The following is a 20,009-nucleotide window of genomic DNA, read 5'->3' on the forward strand; positions in this document are numbered from 1 at the left end:
AACTTGCCAGAAGCGTCTTATTTTGTGCGGCGGCGAACGATATATTTATCAGATGCCTTGTTTTTCTTACGCGTTTTGTAACCAAGGGTTGGTTTACCCCATGGAGACATAGGCGATTTACGTCCGATTGGAGCGCGGCCTTCACCACCACCGTGTGGGTGATCGTTCGGGTTCATTACTACACCGCGTACTTCAGGGCGACGGCCCAGCCAGCGACTACGTCCAGCTTTACCGATTTTGATCAATTCATGATCTTCGTTACCTACGGAACCGATAGTTGCACGGCATACGCTAAGGATCTTACGAACCTCACCGGATGACAAACGAACGGAACAGTACTTTTCTTCTTTACCAAGCAATTGAGCTTCTGTACCAGCAGCACGAACCAATTGTCCGCCTTTACCTGGTTTCAACTCAATGTTGTGGATAACTGTACCCACTGGGATGTTCTCCAGTGCAAGACTGTTACCAATTTTGATGTCGGCTGTTGGGCCGGACTCTACTTTATCCCCAACTTTTAGGCCTTTAGGAGCGATGATATAACGTTTCTCTCCATCAGCATAGTGGATCAAAGCAATATTAGATGTACGGTTCGGGTCATACTCGATTGTAGCAACGCTACCTGGTATGCCGTCTTTAGTCCGTTTGAAGTCGATAATACGGTATTTACGTTTGTGTCCGCCGCCATGGTGACGAACCGTAATTTTACCTTGGTTGTTGCGTCCCGCATGTTTGAACAGCGGAGAAAGCAACGATTTCTCTGGCTGGTTTGTTGTGATTTCTTCAAACGTAGACACAGACATATGGCGTCTTGCCGGAGAGGTCGGTTTGTACTTTTTGATTGGCACTATAGTTTCCTCCTTACTTTAAGAGTATTATTCTACCGCTTCAAAAAATTCAAGCGGTTTGCTGTCCGGGCTAAGCTTAACGATGGCTTTTTTCCACTCTGGAGTGTAACCAGAATATTTACCATAACGTTTCAGTTTGCCAGGCACGCGCATTGTGTTCACATTAGTTACTTTTACTTTGAAAATAGCCTCGACAGCTTTTTTGATTTCGGTTTTGTTAGCACGGATATCCACTTCAAAAGCGTATTTCATTTCGCTCATGTAGTCGGAAGTACGTTCCGTAATCACCGGACGTTTGATAATATCACGAGGATCTTTCATTACGCGAACACCTCCTCTACCTTCAGAACTGCTTCTTTAGTGATGATCAGTTTGTCGTACGTCAGTACGTCAAGAACATTAATGCCGTCAGCCGCTACGAATTTCACCCCAGGGATGTTACGAGCGGAAAGTGCTACGTTATCATCATAGCTAGTAGCTACGATCAAAGCTTTGCGTTCCACTTTCAGGTTGTTCAAGATTGCTGCGAATTCTTTCGTCTTCGGAGCATTCATTGTCAAGCTATCCAATACGATAATGTCATTCTCGAGTACTTTCGAGGACAAAGCGGATTTGATCGCCAAACGACGAACCTTCTTAGGCAATTTCCAGGAATAGCTACGTGGTGTTGGTCCGAAGACAACGCCGCCGCCTTTCCATTGTGGAGAACGAATGGATCCTTGACGAGCGCGACCTGTACCTTTTTGTTTCCAAGGCTTACGTCCACCGCCACGAACTTCAGAACGTCCTTTTACTTTGTGTGTACCACGACGAAGGGAAGCTCTTTGCATAAGCGCAGCTTCGTGTAGAACGTGCTCATTCGGTTCAATACCGAATACTGTATCGCTCAGTTCTACTTCACCAACTTCGTTGCCACTAATATTAAAAAGTGTTACTTTTGGCATTTCATGTTCCTCCTTTCTTAGGTAATTATTTCTTAACGGTTTGTTTAACTTTCACGAAGCTGTTTTTAGGACCTGGGATAGCGCCTTTAACCAGCAATACGTTACGTTCAACGTCAACCTTGATGATTTCAAGCTTTTGAACCGTGATAGTCGTGTGACCCATATGTCCTGGGAGGCGTTTGCCCTTCGGAACACGGTTAGCTTGGATAGAACCCATGGAACCCGGTCTTCTGTGGTAACGCGATCCGTGTGCCATTGGTCCGCGGCTTTGTCCCCAACGTTTGATGTTACCTTGGAAACCTTTACCTTTAGATGTGCCAGTTACGTCAACAAATTCGCCCTCAGCAAAAATATCAGCCTTCAGTTCTTGTCCAACCTCGAGAGACCCGAGGTCAACACCGCGAATTTCACGAACGTAGCGCTTAGGTGTTGCATTTGCCTTTTTGGCGTGACCTTGTTCAGGCTTATTGGAGCGACTTTCTTTTTTATCAGAAAAGCCCAATTGCACTGCTTCATATCCGTCGATATTCAGGTCTTTCTTTTGCAGTACTACACAAGGGCCTGCTTCGATAACAGTAACAGGAATTACGTTACCTTCTGGAGTAAACACTTGAGTCATACCGAGTTTTTTTCCTAAGATACCTTTCAATGTTGACACCTCTTTTCTTTTCCTAAGTTGCTAAAAATAGAATTACAATTTGATTTCGATATCTACACCGGACGGTAGATCCAAGCGCATCAAGGCATCCACAGTTTGTGGTGTTGGGTTCACAATATCGATCAAACGTTTGTGAGTCCGTTGTTCAAACTGTTCACGGGAATCCTTGTACTTGTGTACCGCACGGAGAATAGTAATGATTTGCTTCTCAGTTGGCAACGGAATCGGTCCAGATACACCAGCACCCGAACGTTTTGCAGTTTCAACGATTTTCTCTGCGGATTGATCAAGAATTCTGTGGTCGTATGCTTTCAAGCGAATACGAATTTTTTGCTTTGCCATTTTAGTCCCTCCTTCTATCGCCCAATTTATTATCGGACATACTCCGTGAAAATTTTCTGACGTCGACCTCATGGCAAAGGGGCCGGGTGTGTCAGTAACCTCTCACATCATCGCAACGTCTCAGAACAACATTTATTATTATATATAATAGGCAGCAGTATTGCAAGCTAAAATAACAAAACAACGCATATTTTTTTCATGCGTTGCTTTATTACTATTAAATAGGTTAAAGATTCTCAGTGACAGACTTAAAAATCTCAGCTGACTCCGCAGTCTGTGCTGTTGCTGACCCAATTCCCTCTATTGTCTGAATCAATGTTCTTATTTCTTCTTCTACTATAACAATCTCTTGTGTGCTACTCCTCATCGCCTCTACAATTTCGGAAAACAAAAGACTAGTCTCAACGGATTGATGTTTCCCACTTTTGGTTAGCTCTTGTACCTTACGTATCTCCTCAACGACTTGTTGTGTGAGACTTCCCGATTTATAAGTCAGCTCTACGATCTGAATTACAGTATTCTTCGTATCCTCTGCCAACCGACTAACTTCTTGAGCAACTACACTAAACCCTCTACCATGCACTCCGGCTCTAGCGGCTTCTATCGTTGCATTAAGTGAAAGAATTTTAGTTTGATCTGCAATATCTTTAACTGAGTTTACGATTTTTTGAATTTGATTAGAGGAATTGCTTAATTCGTGGACTGAATGTTCCATTTCACTAGTACTTTGATAAATAAGATTAATCTGTCCTGTTAAGCTATCCAAATGCTCATGTCCATCTGTAGCCAACCCCTGCGACTCTACAGCGGATGTAGCTGTACGTTGGAATGTTCTACTCACTTCATTGCTACTGGCTACTAGCTGCTTCACAGCGGCATTTGTATCGATACTAAAATCTATTAATTCGCTGCTGAATTCAGCAATTTTCTGCTTTAATTCATTTTTAACCAAAAGGTATTGCTGTTCCTTCTCTTTGACGTTCTCCTTCTCGTATTCCTCTAGGACAAGTTGTTGTTCAAGGTTAAGCAGCTTAGTTACGGTCTTAACTACATGTAGACGCGTATTGTCATCATGTGTCTCATTATAGATAACTTGTATAAAAACGTTCTGAAGATTTTGAAAAGCAGATAAGTACCATTTAGGCTCAAGTCCTACTCTTTTATGAATATTAGCAATCTTCATTCGCTTTGCTATGTATTCTTCATCAACTTTGCCATCAAAAATTTCAATGATATGCTCGCGGAGTGTTGTTTTCAACCTCTCGATACTACTATGCTCCAATATAATGGCTTCGAGTTTATCCACACCTAATACCGAATTATAAAATTGATCAATGATATAGTCTATATTCTTTTCAACGCTAGGCTTCACCCTACGTAATAAGTTCAAATCTGATTCAGATAGATCAATCATTCTCATTTGCTCATTGAGTTCGTCATAACCCTCAAGAGTATGAAAAAAATCTTCAGTACGCTTAGTCTGGTGTTTATGTTCTATTAAATTAGGGGTGTGAGAATCCTCGTTATTATTACGTGATGTTATAGCATGCATGAATGAAAAAGGACATTTTCCCATGTTATCACCCTCCCCTTAATTACTATTTTTTTACAATATTACCTTCCTTTCATTTTACTCTATGATTATTAAAATTGTAAACAATTTATCGTTGAATTTTGTTGAATTTTGTAGAATTATTCGAAATTTCATACTTATTTTATCGTATATTGTCGAATTTAAGATGGTTTATCCTATAAAATAACAAAAAGCCCCGGATTCTCCGCAAGAAGAATCCGGGGCACTATGATTCAGAGTCTACCCGCAGATAGAAACGAATTTATTTTTGGATGGAAGCTACGCTACCTGCTCCAACTGTACGTCCACCTTCGCGAATGGAGAATTTAGTACCTTCTTCAATAGCGATAGGGGAGATCAAAGCAACAGTTACAGTGATGTTGTCACCAGGCATAACCATTTCAGTACCTTCTGGCAAGTTGATAATGCCAGTTACGTCAGTTGTACGGAAGTAGAACTGTGGACGGTAACCAGTGAAGAATGGTTTGTGACGTCCGCCTTCTTCTTTAGTCAAAACGTAGATTTGAGCAGTGAACTCAGTGTGTGGTTTAACAGAGTTCGGTTTAGCCAATACTTGGCCACGCTCGATCATAGTACGGTCTACACCACGAAGCAAAGCTCCGATGTTGTCGCCCGCTTGAGCGGAATCCAGCAATTTACGGAACATTTCTACGCCCGTAACTACGGATTTCTTAGTTTCTTCGTGAATACCAACGATTTCGATTTCTTCTCCGACTTTAACTGTTCCGCGTTCTACGCGACCAGTTGCCACAGTACCGCGGCCAGTGATGGAGAATACATCTTCGACAGGCATCAAGAATGGTTTGTCAGTTTGACGCTCTGGAAGTGGAATGTACTCGTCGATTGTTTCGAACATTTCAACAATCTTCTTAGCATATTCGCCTTCTGGGTTTTGAAGAGCTTCACGAGCAGAACCACGAATGATTGGAGTGTCGTCGCCTGGGAAGTCATACTCGCTCAGCAAGTCACGAACTTCCATTTCAACCAATTCCAACAACTCTTCGTCTTCAACCATGTCGCATTTGTTCAAGAAAACAACGATGTATGGAACACCTACTTGACGGGACAACAGGATGTGCTCGCGAGTTTGTGGCATAGGGCCATCAGCTGCGGATACAACCAGGATAGCTCCGTCCATTTGCGCTGCGCCAGTGATCATGTTTTTAACATAGTCGGCGTGACCAGGGCAGTCTACGTGAGCGTAGTGACGGTTAGGAGTTTCATATTCAACGTGGGAAGTGGAGATTGTGATACCACGTTCGCGCTCTTCAGGAGCTTTGTCGATTTGATCGAATGCGATAGCTGCGCCACCGTAAGTTTTGGACAATACAGTAGTGATTGCAGCAGTCAGAGTCGTTTTACCATGGTCGACGTGACCAATAGTACCGATGTTAACGTGCGGTTTGTTACGTTCAAACTTTGCCTTTGCCATTTGAACAGTTCCTCCTTAATGTGGGGTTCCTTATATTTGAGCCGCCCGCATATATGTTTATCTTAGATGACTGAGTAATTATACTCGGACGGCAAGTTAAAACTAGTAATTATTCTCCGCCTTTGTTCTTAGCAGCGATCTCTTCCGCAATGGATTTAGGAACTTCTTCATAGTGAGAAAGCTCCATTGAGAATACGCCACGTCCTTGAGTACCAGAACGAAGAGTTGTAGAGTATCCGAACATTTCGGAAAGAGGCACCTTAGCACGGATAATTTGCGCTCCACCACGGGAATCCATACCTTCGATACGGCCACGGCGGGAGTTCAGCATACCCATAACATCACCCATATATTCCTCAGGAACAGTTACTTCTACTTTCATGATTGGCTCAAGCAGGACAGGTTTACACTTGTCTTTAGCTGCTTTAAGCGCCATCGAGCCGGCAATTTTAAATGCCATTTCGTTGGAATCGACATCATGGTAAGAACCATCAACGATGGTAGCTTTAACGTCTACAAGCGGGAAGCCTGCAAGTACGCCGTTTTTCATTTGTTCTTCGATACCCGCAAGTGCAGGAGCGATGTACTCTCTAGGAACCGAGCCACCGACAACTTTACTTTCGAATTTGCTACCAGTACCTGGCTCGAGGGGTTCAAATTCAACCCATACGTGACCGTATTGACCACGACCACCAGATTGGCGTACAAATTTACCTTCGACGCGAGCAGGTGCCTTGAACGTTTCGCGGTAAGCAACCTGTGGTTTACCCACATTGGTTTCTACTTTGAACTCACGACGCATACGGTCGATGATGATGTCCAAGTGAAGTTCACCCATACCAGCCAGGATAGTTTGGCCTGTTTCTTCATCAGTATGAGCACGAAGAGTTGGATCCTCTTCAGTCAACTTACCGAGAGCAACGCCCAATTTATCTTGGTCAGCTTTTGTTTTTGGTTCAACAGCGATTTCGATAACTGGATCAGGGAAGTTCATTGATTCCAGAATTACTGGATGCTTCTCATCACACAGTGTATCACCTGTACTGGTGTCTTTCAAACCAACTGCTGCAGCGATGTCGCCAGAATACACGATGGAAATCTCTTGACGGCTGTTAGCATGCATTTGAAGGATACGACCAATACGTTCACGCTTGTTCTTAGTAGCATTAACTACGTAAGATCCGGACTCTAGAATACCAGAGTATACACGGAAGAACGTAAGTTTACCTACATAAGGGTCAGTCATGATTTTAAATGCCAAAGCTGCAAACGGTTCTTCATCCGAAGAATGACGAACTGCTTCAGTTCCATCATCAAGATGTCCAGTGATAGCTGGAACGTCAAGAGGAGATGGCAAGTAATCAACAACAGCATCCAGCATAAGCTGAATCCCTTTGTTACGGTAGGAGGATCCAACAATTACAGGGAACAATTTAACTTCAACTACGCCTTTGCGCAGTGCAGCTTTAATTTCCGGAACTGTAATTTCTTCGCCTTCCAGGTACTTCATAGTCAGATCTTCATCAAGTTCAGCAACTTTCTCGATCAACTCGAGACGCAGCTCCTCAACTTTGGCCAAATATTCTTCCGGAATATCCGTTACTTCGATGTTTTGGCCTAGATCATCTCTGAACATGTGTGCTTTTTGCTCAACAAGGTCGATAATACCAGTGAAATCACTTTCTGCACCAATTGGCAATTGAATAGCAACTGCATTGGCTTGAAGGCGATCACGCATAGTTTCGATTACGTTAAGGAAATCCGCACCGATAATGTCCATTTTGTTCACATATGCAATACGTGGAACGTTATAACGGTCAGCCTGTCTCCATACGGTTTCAGACTGAGGCTCAACGCCCTCTTTTGCACTAAATACACCTACTGCCCCATCCAATACACGCAGGGAACGTTCAACTTCAACAGTGAAGTCAACGTGTCCTGGGGTATCAATGATATTGATGCGGTGACCTTTCCACGCAGCAGTCGTAGCAGCGGACGTAATCGTGATTCCGCGCTCTTGTTCTTGCTCCATCCAGTCCATTGTAGCAGCACCCTCGTGAACTTCACCGATTTTGTGCGTACGGCCTGTATAGAAAAGAATCCGCTCTGTGGTAGTTGTTTTACCAGCATCAATATGCGCCATGATCCCGATATTACGTGTATTTTTTAAGGAGAACTCTCTAGCCATGAAATGGATCTCCCTTCAAAATATAAGTTATTTGAATGACCTTAATCCTACCAACGGTAGTGAGCGAACGCTTTGTTTGCTTCAGCCATTTTGTGTGTATCTTCGCGTTTCTTAACAGAAGCGCCTGTGTTGTTGGAAGCGTCGATGATCTCAGCCGCCAACCGCTCTTCCATCGTCTTCTCACCGCGGTTGCGAGAGTAGTTTACGAGCCAACGTAATCCCAGAGCAGTACGTCTCTCTGGTTTAACCTCGATAGGTACTTGATAGTTAGCACCACCGACACGACGAGCTTTGACTTCCAAAACCGGCATGATATTCTTGATGGCAGCTTCGAAAACTTCCATCGGATCTTTACCCGTACGTTCTTCAATCAACTTGAATGAATTGTACAGAATGCTTTGAGCGACACCTCTTTTACCACCCAGCATAATGCGGTTAATCAAACGAGTAACCAACTTGCTATTATACAACGGATCTGGCAATACGTCTCTCTTAGTAACTGGACCTTTGCGTGGCATGGATATCCCCCTTTCTTAAATGTTTATTATTCTAGAATTTTTTCTTATTTCTTAGCTTTAGGACGTTTAGCACCGTATTTAGAACGAGCTTGCATCCGGTTAGCTACACCTGCTGTATCCAATGCACCACGAACGATATGGTAACGAACCCCTGCAAGGTCCTTTACTTTACCTCCGCGAAGTAATACAACACTGTGCTCTTGTAAGTTATGTCCGATACCCGGGATATAAGCTGTTACCTCGAGACGGTTCGTCAAACGAACACGGGCATATTTACGAAGCGCTGAGTTTGGTTTACGTGGAGTCATAGTACCAACACGAGTGCACACACCGCGTTTTTGCGGAGCGCTCAAATTTGTAGCCTCACGCTTGAGGGCGTTATACCCTTTTTGAAGAGCGGGAGATTTAGATTTTTCGATTTTGGCTTGACGGCCTTTACGAACCAATTGGTTAATTGTTGGCATGTTGTTGCCACCCCCTTCCTGAAATGATAGCCGATTTAAGAACTCTAAGCCCACAGACCCAGGCGGTTCATAAAAAGACAAATGAAAAGTTCTTGCCTCTGGAGTTCACCCCAGTACAAAAACATTTCCGTAGCTATTGTTTTAAGACGGCTGCCATCGCAGCGCCAACTTCTATTCCGCAGGCCTTGCCCAAATTCAGCATCGTATCCACGTATGTGATCTTAATACCTTGTTTGTTACAAAGCATAACTATCCTGGAAGTAAGCCTTTGATCTCCGTCCTCTGCCACATAGACTTCTGCAGCTTGGCCCAACTCTACCGCCTTGACGGTTTGTTTGGTACCGATCTTGACCTGAGCATCCTGTAGTCCTCTATCATCAGTCATAATCATTACCTCCAATGAACAAGGATAACATGGCTACTCACGCACCTTAGACATTTTAGCATTATCAATAGATGGTGTCAAGAAATTCAGCAATAATTTTTATGAATATTATACACAGCAGATATTCGTGTCACACCTATGAATAGGTATGACACGAATTCACTACCATGTTTGCTAATTTATTCAGCAGGAACCGGCTCTAAAGACTCAAGCGCGCTTTCTGCATTTGGATCACTTAGCTTAACATTACGGTAACGATTCATACCAGTACCTGCAGGAATCAACTTACCGATAATAACATTTTCTTTGAGTCCAAGCAACTTATCTACTTTGCCTTTGATAGCAGCGTCTGTTAAGACACGAGTAGTTTCTTGGAAAGATGCAGCGGATAAGAAGGAATCTGTCTCAAGAGATGCCTTGGTAATACCGAGTAAGACCGGTTTAGCAACTGCAGGCTCTTTACCTGACAATATGGCTTCCTTGTTAGCAGCTTCATATTCATGTATATCCGCAAACGCGCCTGGTAACAGACTTGTGTCACCTGCATCAATGATACGGATCTTCCGAAGCATTTGTTTGATCATAACTTCAATGTGCTTATCATTGATCTCAACGCCCTGGTTACGATATACACGCTGAACTTCTTGCAGAATGTAGTTTTGTACCCCACGGATCCCTTTGATTCGCAGCATTTCTTTAGGGTCAATCGAACCGTCTGTCAGCTCATCGCCGGCTTCAATTTCTTGGCCTTCGCTGACACGTAGACGTGAACCATAAGTAATGGAATAAGTCTTGGATTCTGCTTCACCTTGAACCTCGATTTCACGACGATCCTTAGTTTCACGGATTTCCTTGATTACACCATCGATCTCACTGATTGTAGCCTGACCTTTAGGGTTACGGGCTTCAAACAACTCTTGAATACGCGGCAAACCTTGCGTGATGTCATCACCGGCAACACCGCCGGTATGGAACGTACGCATTGTAAGCTGGGTTCCTGGTTCACCGATAGATTGTGCAGCGATAATACCAACCGCTTCACCGATCTCAACGTGTTTACCAGTTGCCAAGTTACGACCGTAACATTTCTTACAAACACCATGACGAGCACGGCAGCTTAGTACAGATCGGATTTGTAGCTTAGTTACACCAGCGTCTACGATTGCTTCCGCTTTATCGGAGTCAATCAAATCGTTGCGGTGAACAATGATTTCGCCTGTTTCCGGATGACGAACAGTCTCGAAGCAGTAACGACCTTCAATACGGTCATACAGATCCTCAATAACCTCTTTACCATCCTGAATACGACTAACTGTAAATCCTTTATCCGTTCCACAATCTTCCTCACGGACGATAACGTCCTGAGCTACGTCAACGAGACGACGAGTCAAGTAACCGGAGTCAGCAGTACGAAGTGCGGTATCGGCAAGACCTTTACGCGCTCCGTGAGTGGAGATAAAGTACTCCAAGACCGTAAGACCTTCACGGAAGTTCGCTTTAATTGGCAATTCGAAAATCCGACCCGAAGGTGTTGCCATCAGACCACGCATACCACCCAGCTGAGTGATCTGCGATTTGTTACCCCGCGCTTTGGAGTCAACCATGAGCATGATTGAGTTGAAACGGTCCATCGATTTAAGCAGGATGTTTGTAAGATCATCCTTCGTCTTCGACCAGATCTCAATAACGCGGTCGTACCGTTCGTCATTAGTGATCAGACCACGGCGATATTGGTTAGCAACCACATCTACCTTAGCTTCGGACTCTTTCAGGATCGTAACTTTCTCCTCAGGCACGATAACATCCGACACAGCAACGGTAACACCGGAACGTGTGGAGTAAGTAAAGCCGAGTTGTTTAATTTTATCCAAAATCATAGAGGTTTTGGTTGTATGATAAGTTTCAAAACAACGTGCGATAATCAGACCCAGATATTCTTTACCTACAGCGCTGGCTTCAGGAGCGGATTCAATCAGCTCGCGAATATCTGCGCCTTTTTCATAGATAAAGTATTTCTCTGGCGTGCCATGCAGCAAGTTAGTCTTAGTCGCTTCATTGATATAAGGGAAACTACTTGGGTAAATTTCATTAAAGATAATCTTACCGATCGTAGTAATCAACATTGCGCCTTGTTGTTTTTCCGTAAAGCAAGTCTTACCTAGTGCTTTAACTGGAATAGCTACACGAGCATGAAGACCTGCAGTTCCGCGTTGGTAAGCTGATACAGCTTCATTTACGGTACGCAGAATCATACCTGATCCTTTTTCTTCCTTGTTGTCCATGGTCAGGTAGAAAGTACCAAGGACCATATCCTGGGAAGGTGTTACAACCGGTTTTCCGTCTTTAGGGTTCAAGATATTACCGGATGCAAGCATGAGAATACGTGCTTCCGCTTGAGCTTCTGCTGACAGAGGAACGTGCACCGCCATTTGGTCACCGTCAAAGTCGGCGTTATAAGCCGTACATACGAGTGGGTGAAGACGAATAGCATGACCTTCCACCAAAATCGGTTCAAAAGCTTGGATACCGAGACGGTGAAGTGTTGGTGCGCGGTTTAGAAGTACTGGGTGCTCTCTGATTACTTCTTCAAGTACATCCCATACTTCAGGACTTACACGCTCAACTTTACGTTTTGCGCTCTTTATGTTGTGGGCTAGGCCCTTATTAACCAATTCCTTCATGACAAAAGGCTTGAACAATTCTAGCGCCATTTTCTTAGGGAGTCCGCACTGATACATCTTGAGGTACGGTCCTACAACGATAACGGAACGACCAGAGTAGTCAACCCGTTTACCGAGCAAGTTCTGACGGAAACGTCCTTGTTTACCTTTCAGCATGTGGCTGAGAGATTTCAATGGACGGTTACCAGGACCCGTTACCGGACGTCCTCTACGGCCGTTATCGATGAGAGCATCGACAGCTTCCTGTAGCATCCGTTTCTCGTTCTGCACGATAATGTCAGGCGCACCAAGATCCAACAGTCTTTTCAGACGGTTGTTCCGGTTAATAACACGACGATAAAGATCGTTCAAATCAGACGTAGCAAAACGGCCACCATCCAATTGAACCATCGGACGAAGCTCCGGAGGTATAACCGGAAGAACATCCATGATCATCCAATCAGGTTTGTTGCCTGAGTTACGGAATGCTTCAATGACTTCCAGACGTTTGATCGCCCGGTTACGACGTTGGCCTTGGGCCGTACGCAGTTCTTCTTTGAGGAATTCCAGCTCTTTTTCGATGTCGATGTCTTGAAGAAGCTTCTTAACAGCTTCAGCACCCATGCCCGCTTGGAATCCGTAACCGTATTTTTCACGGTAGCTACGATATTCTTTCTCGGATAGAAGTTGTTTCTTTTCCAGTGGTGTTTCACCTGGGTCAGTTACAACATACGAAGCGAAGTAGATAATCTCTTCAAGTGATCTTGGAGACATATCTAGTGCCAAACCCATACGGCTTGGGATACCTTTGAAGTACCAGATATGAGATACCGGAGCAGCCAATTCAATGTGACCCATACGTTCACGACGAACTTTAGCACGAGTAACTTCAACGCCACAACGGTCGCAGACTACGCCCTTATAACGGACACGTTTGTATTTACCGCAATGACATTCCCAGTCTTTTTGCGGTCCAAAGATACGCTCACAGAAAAGACCCTCTTTTTCCGGTTTCAATGTACGATAGTTAATGGTTTCCGGTTTCTTAACTTCTCCGCGGGACCATGAACGAATCTTCTCCGGAGAAGCGAGTCCGATTTTCATAAATTCAAAATTGTTAACGTCCAACAAGGAGCAACCCTCCTTAACCTAATCCTGATTTAGTACCGCTTTGCCCTCCTCTGACTGTTACATCAAAAGAGGGCGCGGTCCTTTATAAAATGGAACTCAAAAGTTCCAACGTGATTATTCTACTCCGACTTCTGCGCCTTCTAAATTGAGGCTCAGCTTGTCGCCTGACGTCTCGTCCTCATCGTCCAATTCTCTCATTTCAATTTCCTGCTCGTCACCGCTAAGAATCTTAACATCCATACCCAGGGACTGCAGTTCTTTGATCAATACCTTGAACGACTCAGGAACACCTGGTTCCGGTACATTTTCACCTTTGACAATGGATTCGTACGTCTTCACGCGACCAACCACGTCATCGGATTTTACAGTCAAAATTTCTTGCAATGTATATGCAGCACCGTAAGCTTCAAGCGCCCACACTTCCATCTCCCCGAAACGCTGTCCACCAAACTGAGCTTTACCACCCAGTGGCTGTTGCGTAACTAGTGAGTAAGGTCCTGTTGAACGGGCGTGAATCTTATCATCAACCATGTGCGCCAGTTTGATCATATGCATGACACCGACAGTAACTTCACGTTCGAAGCGTTCACCTGTACGACCATCGTACAATACAGTCTTACCATTACGCTGCATACCAGCTTCTTCCATCGTATCAAATACGTCGTACTCACGTGCTCCGTCGAATACCGGCGTTGCAATGTGAATTCCCAGACGCAATGCGGCCATACCAATATGGACCTCAAGCACCTGTCCGATGTTCATACGAGAAGGAACGCCTAGAGGGTTAAGAACAACCTGTACCGGCGTACCGTCCGGAAGGAACGGCATATCCTCTTCTGGCAGGATACGAGCAACGACACCCTTGTTACCGTGACGTCCGGCCATTTTGTCACCTTCAGAAATCTTACGTTTCTGAGCGATGTACACACGAACCAATTGATTTACGCCAGGAGGCAGCTCATCGCCGTTCTCACGTGTAAATACTTTAACGTCAACGATAATACCATCACTACCGTGAGGAACGCGTAAAGAGGTATCCCGTACTTCACGAGCCTTCTCACCAAAGATAGCGTGTAGGAGACGCTCTTCTGCAGTCAATTCAGTTACACCCTTAGGAGTAACCTTACCAACTAGAATGTCACCAGCACTGATTTCCGCACCGATGCGGATAATTCCACGCTCATCAAGATTGCGCAGAGCTTCTTCGCCAACGTTTGGAATATCACGTGTGATTTCTTCAGGTCCCAGTTTAGTGTCACGAGCTTCGGATTCGTATTCCTCGATATGAATCGAAGTGTATACATCTTCCTTAACTAGCTTTTCACTTAACAGGATCGCATCCTCGTAGTTGTAACCTTCCCAAGTCATGAACGCAACGACTACGTTACGACCAAGAGCAAGTTCGCCCATTTCTGTAGAAGGACCGTCCGCCAGGATGTCACCCTTCTTAACAATATCCCCTCTTTTAGCCAGAGGACGTTGGTTAATACAGGTACCTTGGTTAGAACGCATAAATTTGTGTAATTTATATTTAACGATATCGCCTTTAACTTCTTTGCCTTCGACAGTTTCAACCCGGCGCAGCCAAATTTCATTAGCTGAAGAGCGTTCGATAATACCGTCATATTTAGAAACAACACATACGCCAGAATCCTTAGCGGATTTATGTTCCATCCCTGTTCCGACGAGCGGAGCTTTAGGAATTAGAAGTGGAACGGCTTGACGCTGCATGTTAGATCCCATCAGAGCGCGGTTGGAGTCATCGTTCTCAAGGAACGGAATGAGCGCCGTAGCGACGGATACGACCTGTTTAGGCGAAACGTCCATGTAATCTACACGATTACTTGGCATTGTTGTAATGTTGTCAGAGTCTTTATTGTAACGAACGATTACCATGTCTTCCTTAAAGGAGCCATCTTCATCGATCAATACGTTAGCCTGAGCAACTACATAATTATCTTCCTCATCAGCAGTCAGATAATCGATTTGTTCAGTTACCTTACCTGTCTTTGGATCTACCCAACGATACGGAGCTTCAATAAAGCCGTATTCGTTGATACGAGCAAAGGTGGACAAGGAGTTGATCAATCCAATGTTCGGACCTTCCGGTGTTTCAATTGGACACATCCGGCCGTAGTGACTGTGATGGACGTCACGAACTTCAAAGCCCGCGCGTTCACGTGTCAAACCACCGGGTCCGAGTGCAGACAGACGACGTTTATGCGTAAGTTCCGCAAGTGGGTTCGTCTGGTCCATAAACTGAGACAGCTGGGAGCTACCGAAGAACTCTTTAATGGACGCGATAACCGGACGAATATTGATCAGAGCTTGAGGCGTAATTGCATTAGCATCCTGAATCGACATTCTTTCACGCACAACGCGCTCCATACGGGACAAACCGATACGGAACTGATTCTGCAGAAGTTCACCCACAGAACGCAGACGACGGTTACCCAGATGGTCAATATCATCGGTATTACCAATTCCGTGAAGCAAATTAATAAAGTAGCTGATCGAGGATATAATATCAGCTTGAGTAATGTGCTTAACAGACTTGTCGATGTTGCCGTTAGCGATCAGCTTAATAACCCGACCTTCTTCAATTGGCGAGAATACGTCAATCGTTTGAAGAGGAATATCTTCGCTGTCCATAACCCCACCAGTAACACGATAGTTCTTAAAGGCAACATTCTTTTCGAAGTAAGGAATCAATTCATCAAGTAGTCTGCGATCGACCATTTGACCGGACTCAGCCAGGATTTCTCCTGTAGCTTCGTCAACCAAAGGCTGAGCAAGACGTTGATTGAAAAGACGGTTCTTAATGTGTAGCTTTTTATTGATTTTGTAACGGCCTACATTAGCTAGGTCGTAGCGTTTTGGATCAAAGAAACGCGCGACCAGCAAACTTTTGGCATTGTCTAGTGTCGGCGGTTCGCCCGGACGCAAACGCTCATAAATTTCAATAAGCGCCTTCTCCGTGGAGTCCGTGTTGTCTTTATCCAGCGTATTGCGAATATATTCATCATTGCCAAGCAATTCCAGAATTTCGGCATCACTACCGAAACCGAGAGCACGCAAAAGTACGGTAACAGGAATTTTACGAGTCCGATCGATACGAACATACATAATATCCTTAGCGTCGGTCTCAAGTTCCAACCAGGCTCCGCGGTTCGGGATTACTGTGGCGGTGTAGGTTTTTTTGCCGTTCTTATCCACTTTTGTGCTGAAATAGACGCTTGGAGAGCGAACCAACTGGCTGACAATAACCCGTTCCGCACCGTTAATAATAAAAGTGCCGGTCTCCGTCATCAGCGGGAAATCTCCCATGAACACTTCCTGCTCTTTGACCTCACCGGTCTCCTTATTAATGAGCCGCACCTTTACACGCAGAGGAGCCGCATACGTCACGTCCCGCTCTTTAGCGTCGTCAACCGTATATTTTGGTTCACCCAGGCTGTAATCAATGAACTCTAGTACCAAATTACCTGTGAAATCCTGGATCGGCGAGATGTCCTGAAACATTTCCCGCAATCCTTCCTCCAAAAACCAATCATAAGATTTTTGTTGGATCTCGATCAGGTTCGGGACCTCGAGTACCTCGTTAATTCTCGCATAGCTCCGCCGAGTGCGTCGACCATACTGAACAAGATGTCCTGCCAACTTTACTCACCCCTCATGTCTACTCACTTAAAAATTGATTGCGAACCCTTGTTTGGAACCGTATAATGGAACCATACTACAAGGATTCAGTCATAAATAAAAGAAAAGCCCTTATCGAAATCTTCGAAAAAAGAGCGCACTTATCCATGACCAAAATACTCCTTATCCAGTAGATTTGCCCAAAACGTACATATTATACGTCACCAAGCAACAGTTTATGCGCTATTATCTATTACCGCGTAACACTCGCTACGCCAGAGCATAGAGAACCAATTCGCAAAAAACTTGCCGTACGGCTTGCGCTAGCCGGCGACAATATATCGCTTGACATTTTCAGCAAACTAAAGACATGGAGCCTATCTTAATACTGACATTTTATAATAATACCATTATCACTATCACATGTCAATAACCTATTGATTTTTATTTTTGAGCTTTAATAATACGATAACCTTTATCTTTGCCCACTTCTTCTACATTTGAGAACAAGCTTTCAAGTTTAGCTACCGCTGATGGAGCGCCCTGCTTCTTCTGAATAACAATCCACAGAAATCCACCCTCATTTAAATGCTCATAAGCTTCTTCAAAAATCTGATGCACTACAGCTTTTCCTGCACGTATCGGAGGATTGGTAAGAATCACATCGAACTTTTGTTGTTCATTCAATGCGCCGAGCACATCGCTTTCCATTACCGTAACATTCCGGATTCCATTGTGCTGGGCATTTTCACGCGCAAGTTCTACCGCACGACTATTAATATCAATCATCGTAACTTGCCCTTTGGGGGCTAGGTATGCTGCACTTATACCTATCGGTCCATATCCGCAACCCACATCAAGCACTGCTGAACCGTCCGGAATATCCATAGCTTCAATGAGAACTCGACTACCGTAATCGATGTCTCCTTTAGAGAACACACCTGCATCACTTGTGAAACGAAAGCTTTTGCCTCTTAGAACGGTGTCGATGGTACGTCTGTCATGACGCACTTCCGGTTGCTGCGAATAATAATGTTGCGACATCTCTATCCTCCCTTTCCTTTATGTTAATAGTTTGTATTCACACAACCCTACTAACTCTATCAAGCATAAACGCCTCTGATGTCCTTATAAGGACGGTAAGCGTTCAAGCGAGAAATATAAAGATAAAGTATAATGTGAAACTTATACTTTCTTATATTTTTATAAAATAAACCCCTTGAACAAGTTCAAGGGGTTTTCAGTATAGAAGGAATTACTTCACTTCTACAGCTGCGCCTGCTTCTTCCAATTTTGCTTTAGTAGCTTCGGCTTCGTCTTTGCTTACTTTTTCTTTGATAGCTTTTGGTGCGTTGTCTACAAGGTCTTTAGCTTCTTTCAAGCCAAGGCCTGTGATTTCGCGAACGATTTTGATAACGTTGATTTTGGAAGCGCCAGCGCCTGTCAAAATTACGTCAAATTCGGATTGCTCTTCAGCTACTGCTGCTACCGCACCGCCAGCCGCTACTGGAGCTGCTGCTGTTACGCCGAATTCTTCTTCAATTGCTTTAACCAGGTCGTTCAGTTCCAATACGCTCATGCCTTTAATTGCTTCCAAGATTGCTTCTTTACTCATGATTGAACCTCCATTTATAATTTAAATTTGTTTGTGGTATTGATTTATGCTGCAAGAGCCAAAGGCTTACGCGCTTTGTTCTTCTTTTTCAGCAACAGCTTTAACTGCAAGCGCGAAGTTGCGCATTGGAGCTTGAAGTACGCTAAGCAGCATGGACAGCAAACCATCGCGGGATGGAAGCTCAGCCAGTGCTTTCAATTGGTCCGCGTCGATGACACGTCCTTCTACTACGCCGCCTTTCAATTTCAAAGCGTCGTTTTTCTTGGCGAAATCGTTCAAAATTTTAGCTGGAGCTACTGCATCAGTTGTGCTGAATGCGATAGCTGTTGGACCAGTCAAAACTTCATCCAACTCAGTCAACTCAGCCGCAGCAGTTGCGCGACGTAGCAATGTGTTCTTCAGGACTTGAAACTCAACGCCAGCTTCACGAAGTTGCTTACGCAGTTCAGTCACTTGGGAAACGTTCAATCCGCGATAGTCCGCTACAACAGTCGAAAGACTGTTTTGCAGTTTCGCAGTAACAACGTCAACCGCATCCTGTTTTGCTTGAATTACTTTTGCATTTGCCAATGTATACACCTCCTGAAAATTTATGTGTCGGCGTCCTTTCCAAGGAAAGCATCACCGCTCCTACGCAGGCATTAGAAAAGCCTCCGCAGAATCACGAAGGCTTGATAAAACGAAAGTTATACGAGCGAGCTCGTTACTTCTTGTTTCTATCACAACACCTCGGTAGGGAATTAAGCACTAAGGCACCTACTGTCTACGGTAAGCATATTCAAGGTTAAGATTGATACCTTAAGTTTCACAACTGTTATAGATTATCAAAATTGACCCAAAGAGTCAACCCTTATTTATCTGAAGACGGTTGTGTTCACACGAGCGCTAGGACCCATTGTGGAAGAAATCGAGATGCCTTTAAGGTATACACCTTTAGCAGCAGCTGGTTTCGCACGGTTCAAAGCGTCGATAAGAGCTTTAAGGTTATCGTTCAATTGTGCAGCATCAAAGGACACTTTGCCGATTGGCGCGTGAATTTGACCTGCTTTGTCAAGACGATATTCGATTTTACCGGCTTTGATTTCTTGCACAGCCTTGGAAACATCGAATGTAACTGTGCCAGCTTTAGGGTTAGGCATAAGACCTTTACCACCAAGCAGACGACCCAGTTTACCGACTTCACTCATCATATCAGGTGTAGCTACGCAGACATCAAATTCAAACCAGCCTTGTTGAATTTTGTTGATCATGTCTTGATCACCAACAAAATCCGCGCCAGCAGCTTCTGCCTCTTTCGCTTTTTCACCTTTTGCAAATACAAGCACGCGTTGTGTTTTACCAGTGCCGTGAGGCAGGACAACAACACCACGAACTGCTTGGTCTTGTTTACGCGGGTCTACACCCAGACGAACTGCTGCTTCAACGGTTTCGTCGAATTTTGCAGTCGCTGCCTTTTTCACAAGCTCTACAGCTTCTGAAGGCTCGTAAGTTGCTTCGCTGTTGATCAGCTTAGCAGCTTCTTGGTATTTCTTACCATGTTTAGCCATGAAAATGTTCCTCCTTTGTGGTGTTAGCGGAAATTCCTCCCACA

Annotated in this window: 17 protein-coding genes and 1 other annotated feature; all 17 genes read right to left on the reverse strand. The window is 44.4% G+C overall.

All coding sequences use genetic code 11. The annotated features are described in order from the left end of the window. Nucleotides 1–17: 17 nt before the first annotated feature. Entirely contained in the window at nt 18–848 is an 831-nt protein-coding gene (rplB, locus tag MHI27_RS27905) for a 50S ribosomal protein L2 (RefSeq protein ID WP_042192171.1), read from the reverse strand. Nucleotides 849–875: 27 nt separating this feature from the next. Then, complete coding sequence (gene rplW, locus MHI27_RS27910; protein ID WP_036680537.1) at nt 876–1,169, reverse strand: 50S ribosomal protein L23; 294 nt, start codon at nt 1,167–1,169, stop codon at nt 876–878. Continuing rightward, the gene (gene rplD, locus MHI27_RS27915; protein ID WP_042192174.1) at nt 1,169–1,792 is read right to left on the reverse strand and encodes a 50S ribosomal protein L4; all 624 of its coding nucleotides are present in this window, start codon (nt 1,790–1,792) and stop codon (nt 1,169–1,171) included. Before rplD ends, rplW begins: the two co-directional genes overlap by 1 nt. A gap of 25 nt (nt 1,793–1,817) precedes the next feature. Continuing rightward, nucleotides 1,818–2,441, reverse strand: coding sequence for a 50S ribosomal protein L3 (gene rplC, locus MHI27_RS27920; protein ID WP_076286852.1), 624 nt, complete (start codon nt 2,439–2,441; stop codon nt 1,818–1,820). 42 nt (nt 2,442–2,483) lie between these two features. Further along, nucleotides 2,484–2,792 (reverse strand): 30S ribosomal protein S10, encoded by a 309-nt coding sequence (rpsJ, locus tag MHI27_RS27925; protein ID WP_017692074.1) that lies wholly within the window; start codon nt 2,790–2,792, stop codon nt 2,484–2,486. Nucleotides 2,793–3,018: 226 nt separating this feature from the next. Then, entirely contained in the window at nt 3,019–4,368 is a 1,350-nt protein-coding gene (locus MHI27_RS27930) for a protoglobin domain-containing protein (protein ID WP_405175106.1), read from the reverse strand. Between the two features lie 259 nt (nt 4,369–4,627). Next, entirely contained in the window at nt 4,628–5,818 is a 1,191-nt protein-coding gene (tuf, locus tag MHI27_RS27935) for an elongation factor Tu (protein WP_042192178.1), read from the reverse strand. Between the two features lie 109 nt (nt 5,819–5,927). Next, entirely contained in the window at nt 5,928–8,006 is a 2,079-nt protein-coding gene (gene fusA, locus MHI27_RS27940; protein WP_042192180.1) for an elongation factor G, read from the reverse strand. 47 nt (nt 8,007–8,053) lie between these two features. After that, on the reverse strand, nt 8,054–8,524 hold the full coding sequence (gene rpsG / locus MHI27_RS27945) for a 30S ribosomal protein S7 (protein WP_036680520.1): 471 nt from the start codon (nt 8,522–8,524) through the stop codon (nt 8,054–8,056). A 44-nt stretch (nt 8,525–8,568) separates the two neighbouring features. Continuing rightward, complete coding sequence (gene rpsL, locus MHI27_RS27950; RefSeq protein ID WP_036680518.1) at nt 8,569–8,988, reverse strand: 30S ribosomal protein S12; 420 nt, start codon at nt 8,986–8,988, stop codon at nt 8,569–8,571. A gap of 133 nt (nt 8,989–9,121) precedes the next feature. Beyond that, the gene (locus MHI27_RS27955) at nt 9,122–9,373 is read right to left on the reverse strand and encodes a ribosomal L7Ae/L30e/S12e/Gadd45 family protein (protein ID WP_379426063.1); all 252 of its coding nucleotides are present in this window, start codon (nt 9,371–9,373) and stop codon (nt 9,122–9,124) included. Nucleotides 9,374–9,552: 179 nt separating this feature from the next. Continuing rightward, nucleotides 9,553–13,164: a DNA-directed RNA polymerase subunit beta' gene (gene rpoC / locus MHI27_RS27960; RefSeq protein ID WP_042192182.1), complete on the reverse strand. Its 3,612-nt coding sequence runs from the start codon at nt 13,162–13,164 to the stop codon at nt 9,553–9,555. A 114-nt stretch (nt 13,165–13,278) separates the two neighbouring features. Continuing rightward, nucleotides 13,279–16,824 carry a DNA-directed RNA polymerase subunit beta gene (gene rpoB / locus MHI27_RS27965; protein ID WP_042131231.1) on the reverse strand — a complete coding sequence of 1,182 codons (3,546 nt, stop codon included), beginning with the start codon at nt 16,822–16,824 and terminating at the stop codon, nt 13,279–13,281. A gap of 423 nt (nt 16,825–17,247) precedes the next feature. Beyond that, a complete protein-coding gene (locus MHI27_RS27970; protein ID WP_042192184.1) occupies nt 17,248–17,847 on the reverse strand; it encodes a class I SAM-dependent methyltransferase in 600 nt (199 codons plus the stop codon). A 211-nt stretch (nt 17,848–18,058) separates the two neighbouring features. Then, nucleotides 18,059–18,418: a 50S ribosomal protein L7/L12 gene (gene rplL / locus MHI27_RS27975; RefSeq protein WP_036680508.1), complete on the reverse strand. Its 360-nt coding sequence runs from the start codon at nt 18,416–18,418 to the stop codon at nt 18,059–18,061. Nucleotides 18,419–18,484: 66 nt separating this feature from the next. After that, entirely contained in the window at nt 18,485–18,988 is a 504-nt protein-coding gene (gene rplJ, locus MHI27_RS27980) for a 50S ribosomal protein L10 (RefSeq protein WP_042192187.1), read from the reverse strand. A gap of 64 nt (nt 18,989–19,052) precedes the next feature. Beyond that, nucleotides 19,053–19,205: a sequence feature (ribosomal protein L10 leader region), on the reverse strand. Between the two features lie 67 nt (nt 19,206–19,272). Then, nucleotides 19,273–19,965: a 50S ribosomal protein L1 gene (gene rplA / locus MHI27_RS27985; protein WP_036680504.1), complete on the reverse strand. Its 693-nt coding sequence runs from the start codon at nt 19,963–19,965 to the stop codon at nt 19,273–19,275. Nucleotides 19,966–20,009: the final 44 nt, after the last annotated feature.

The sequence above is a fragment of the Paenibacillus sp. FSL H8-0261 genome (assembly GCF_045040645.1).
Lineage (GTDB): Bacteria > Bacillota > Bacilli > Paenibacillales > Paenibacillaceae > Paenibacillus_AQ.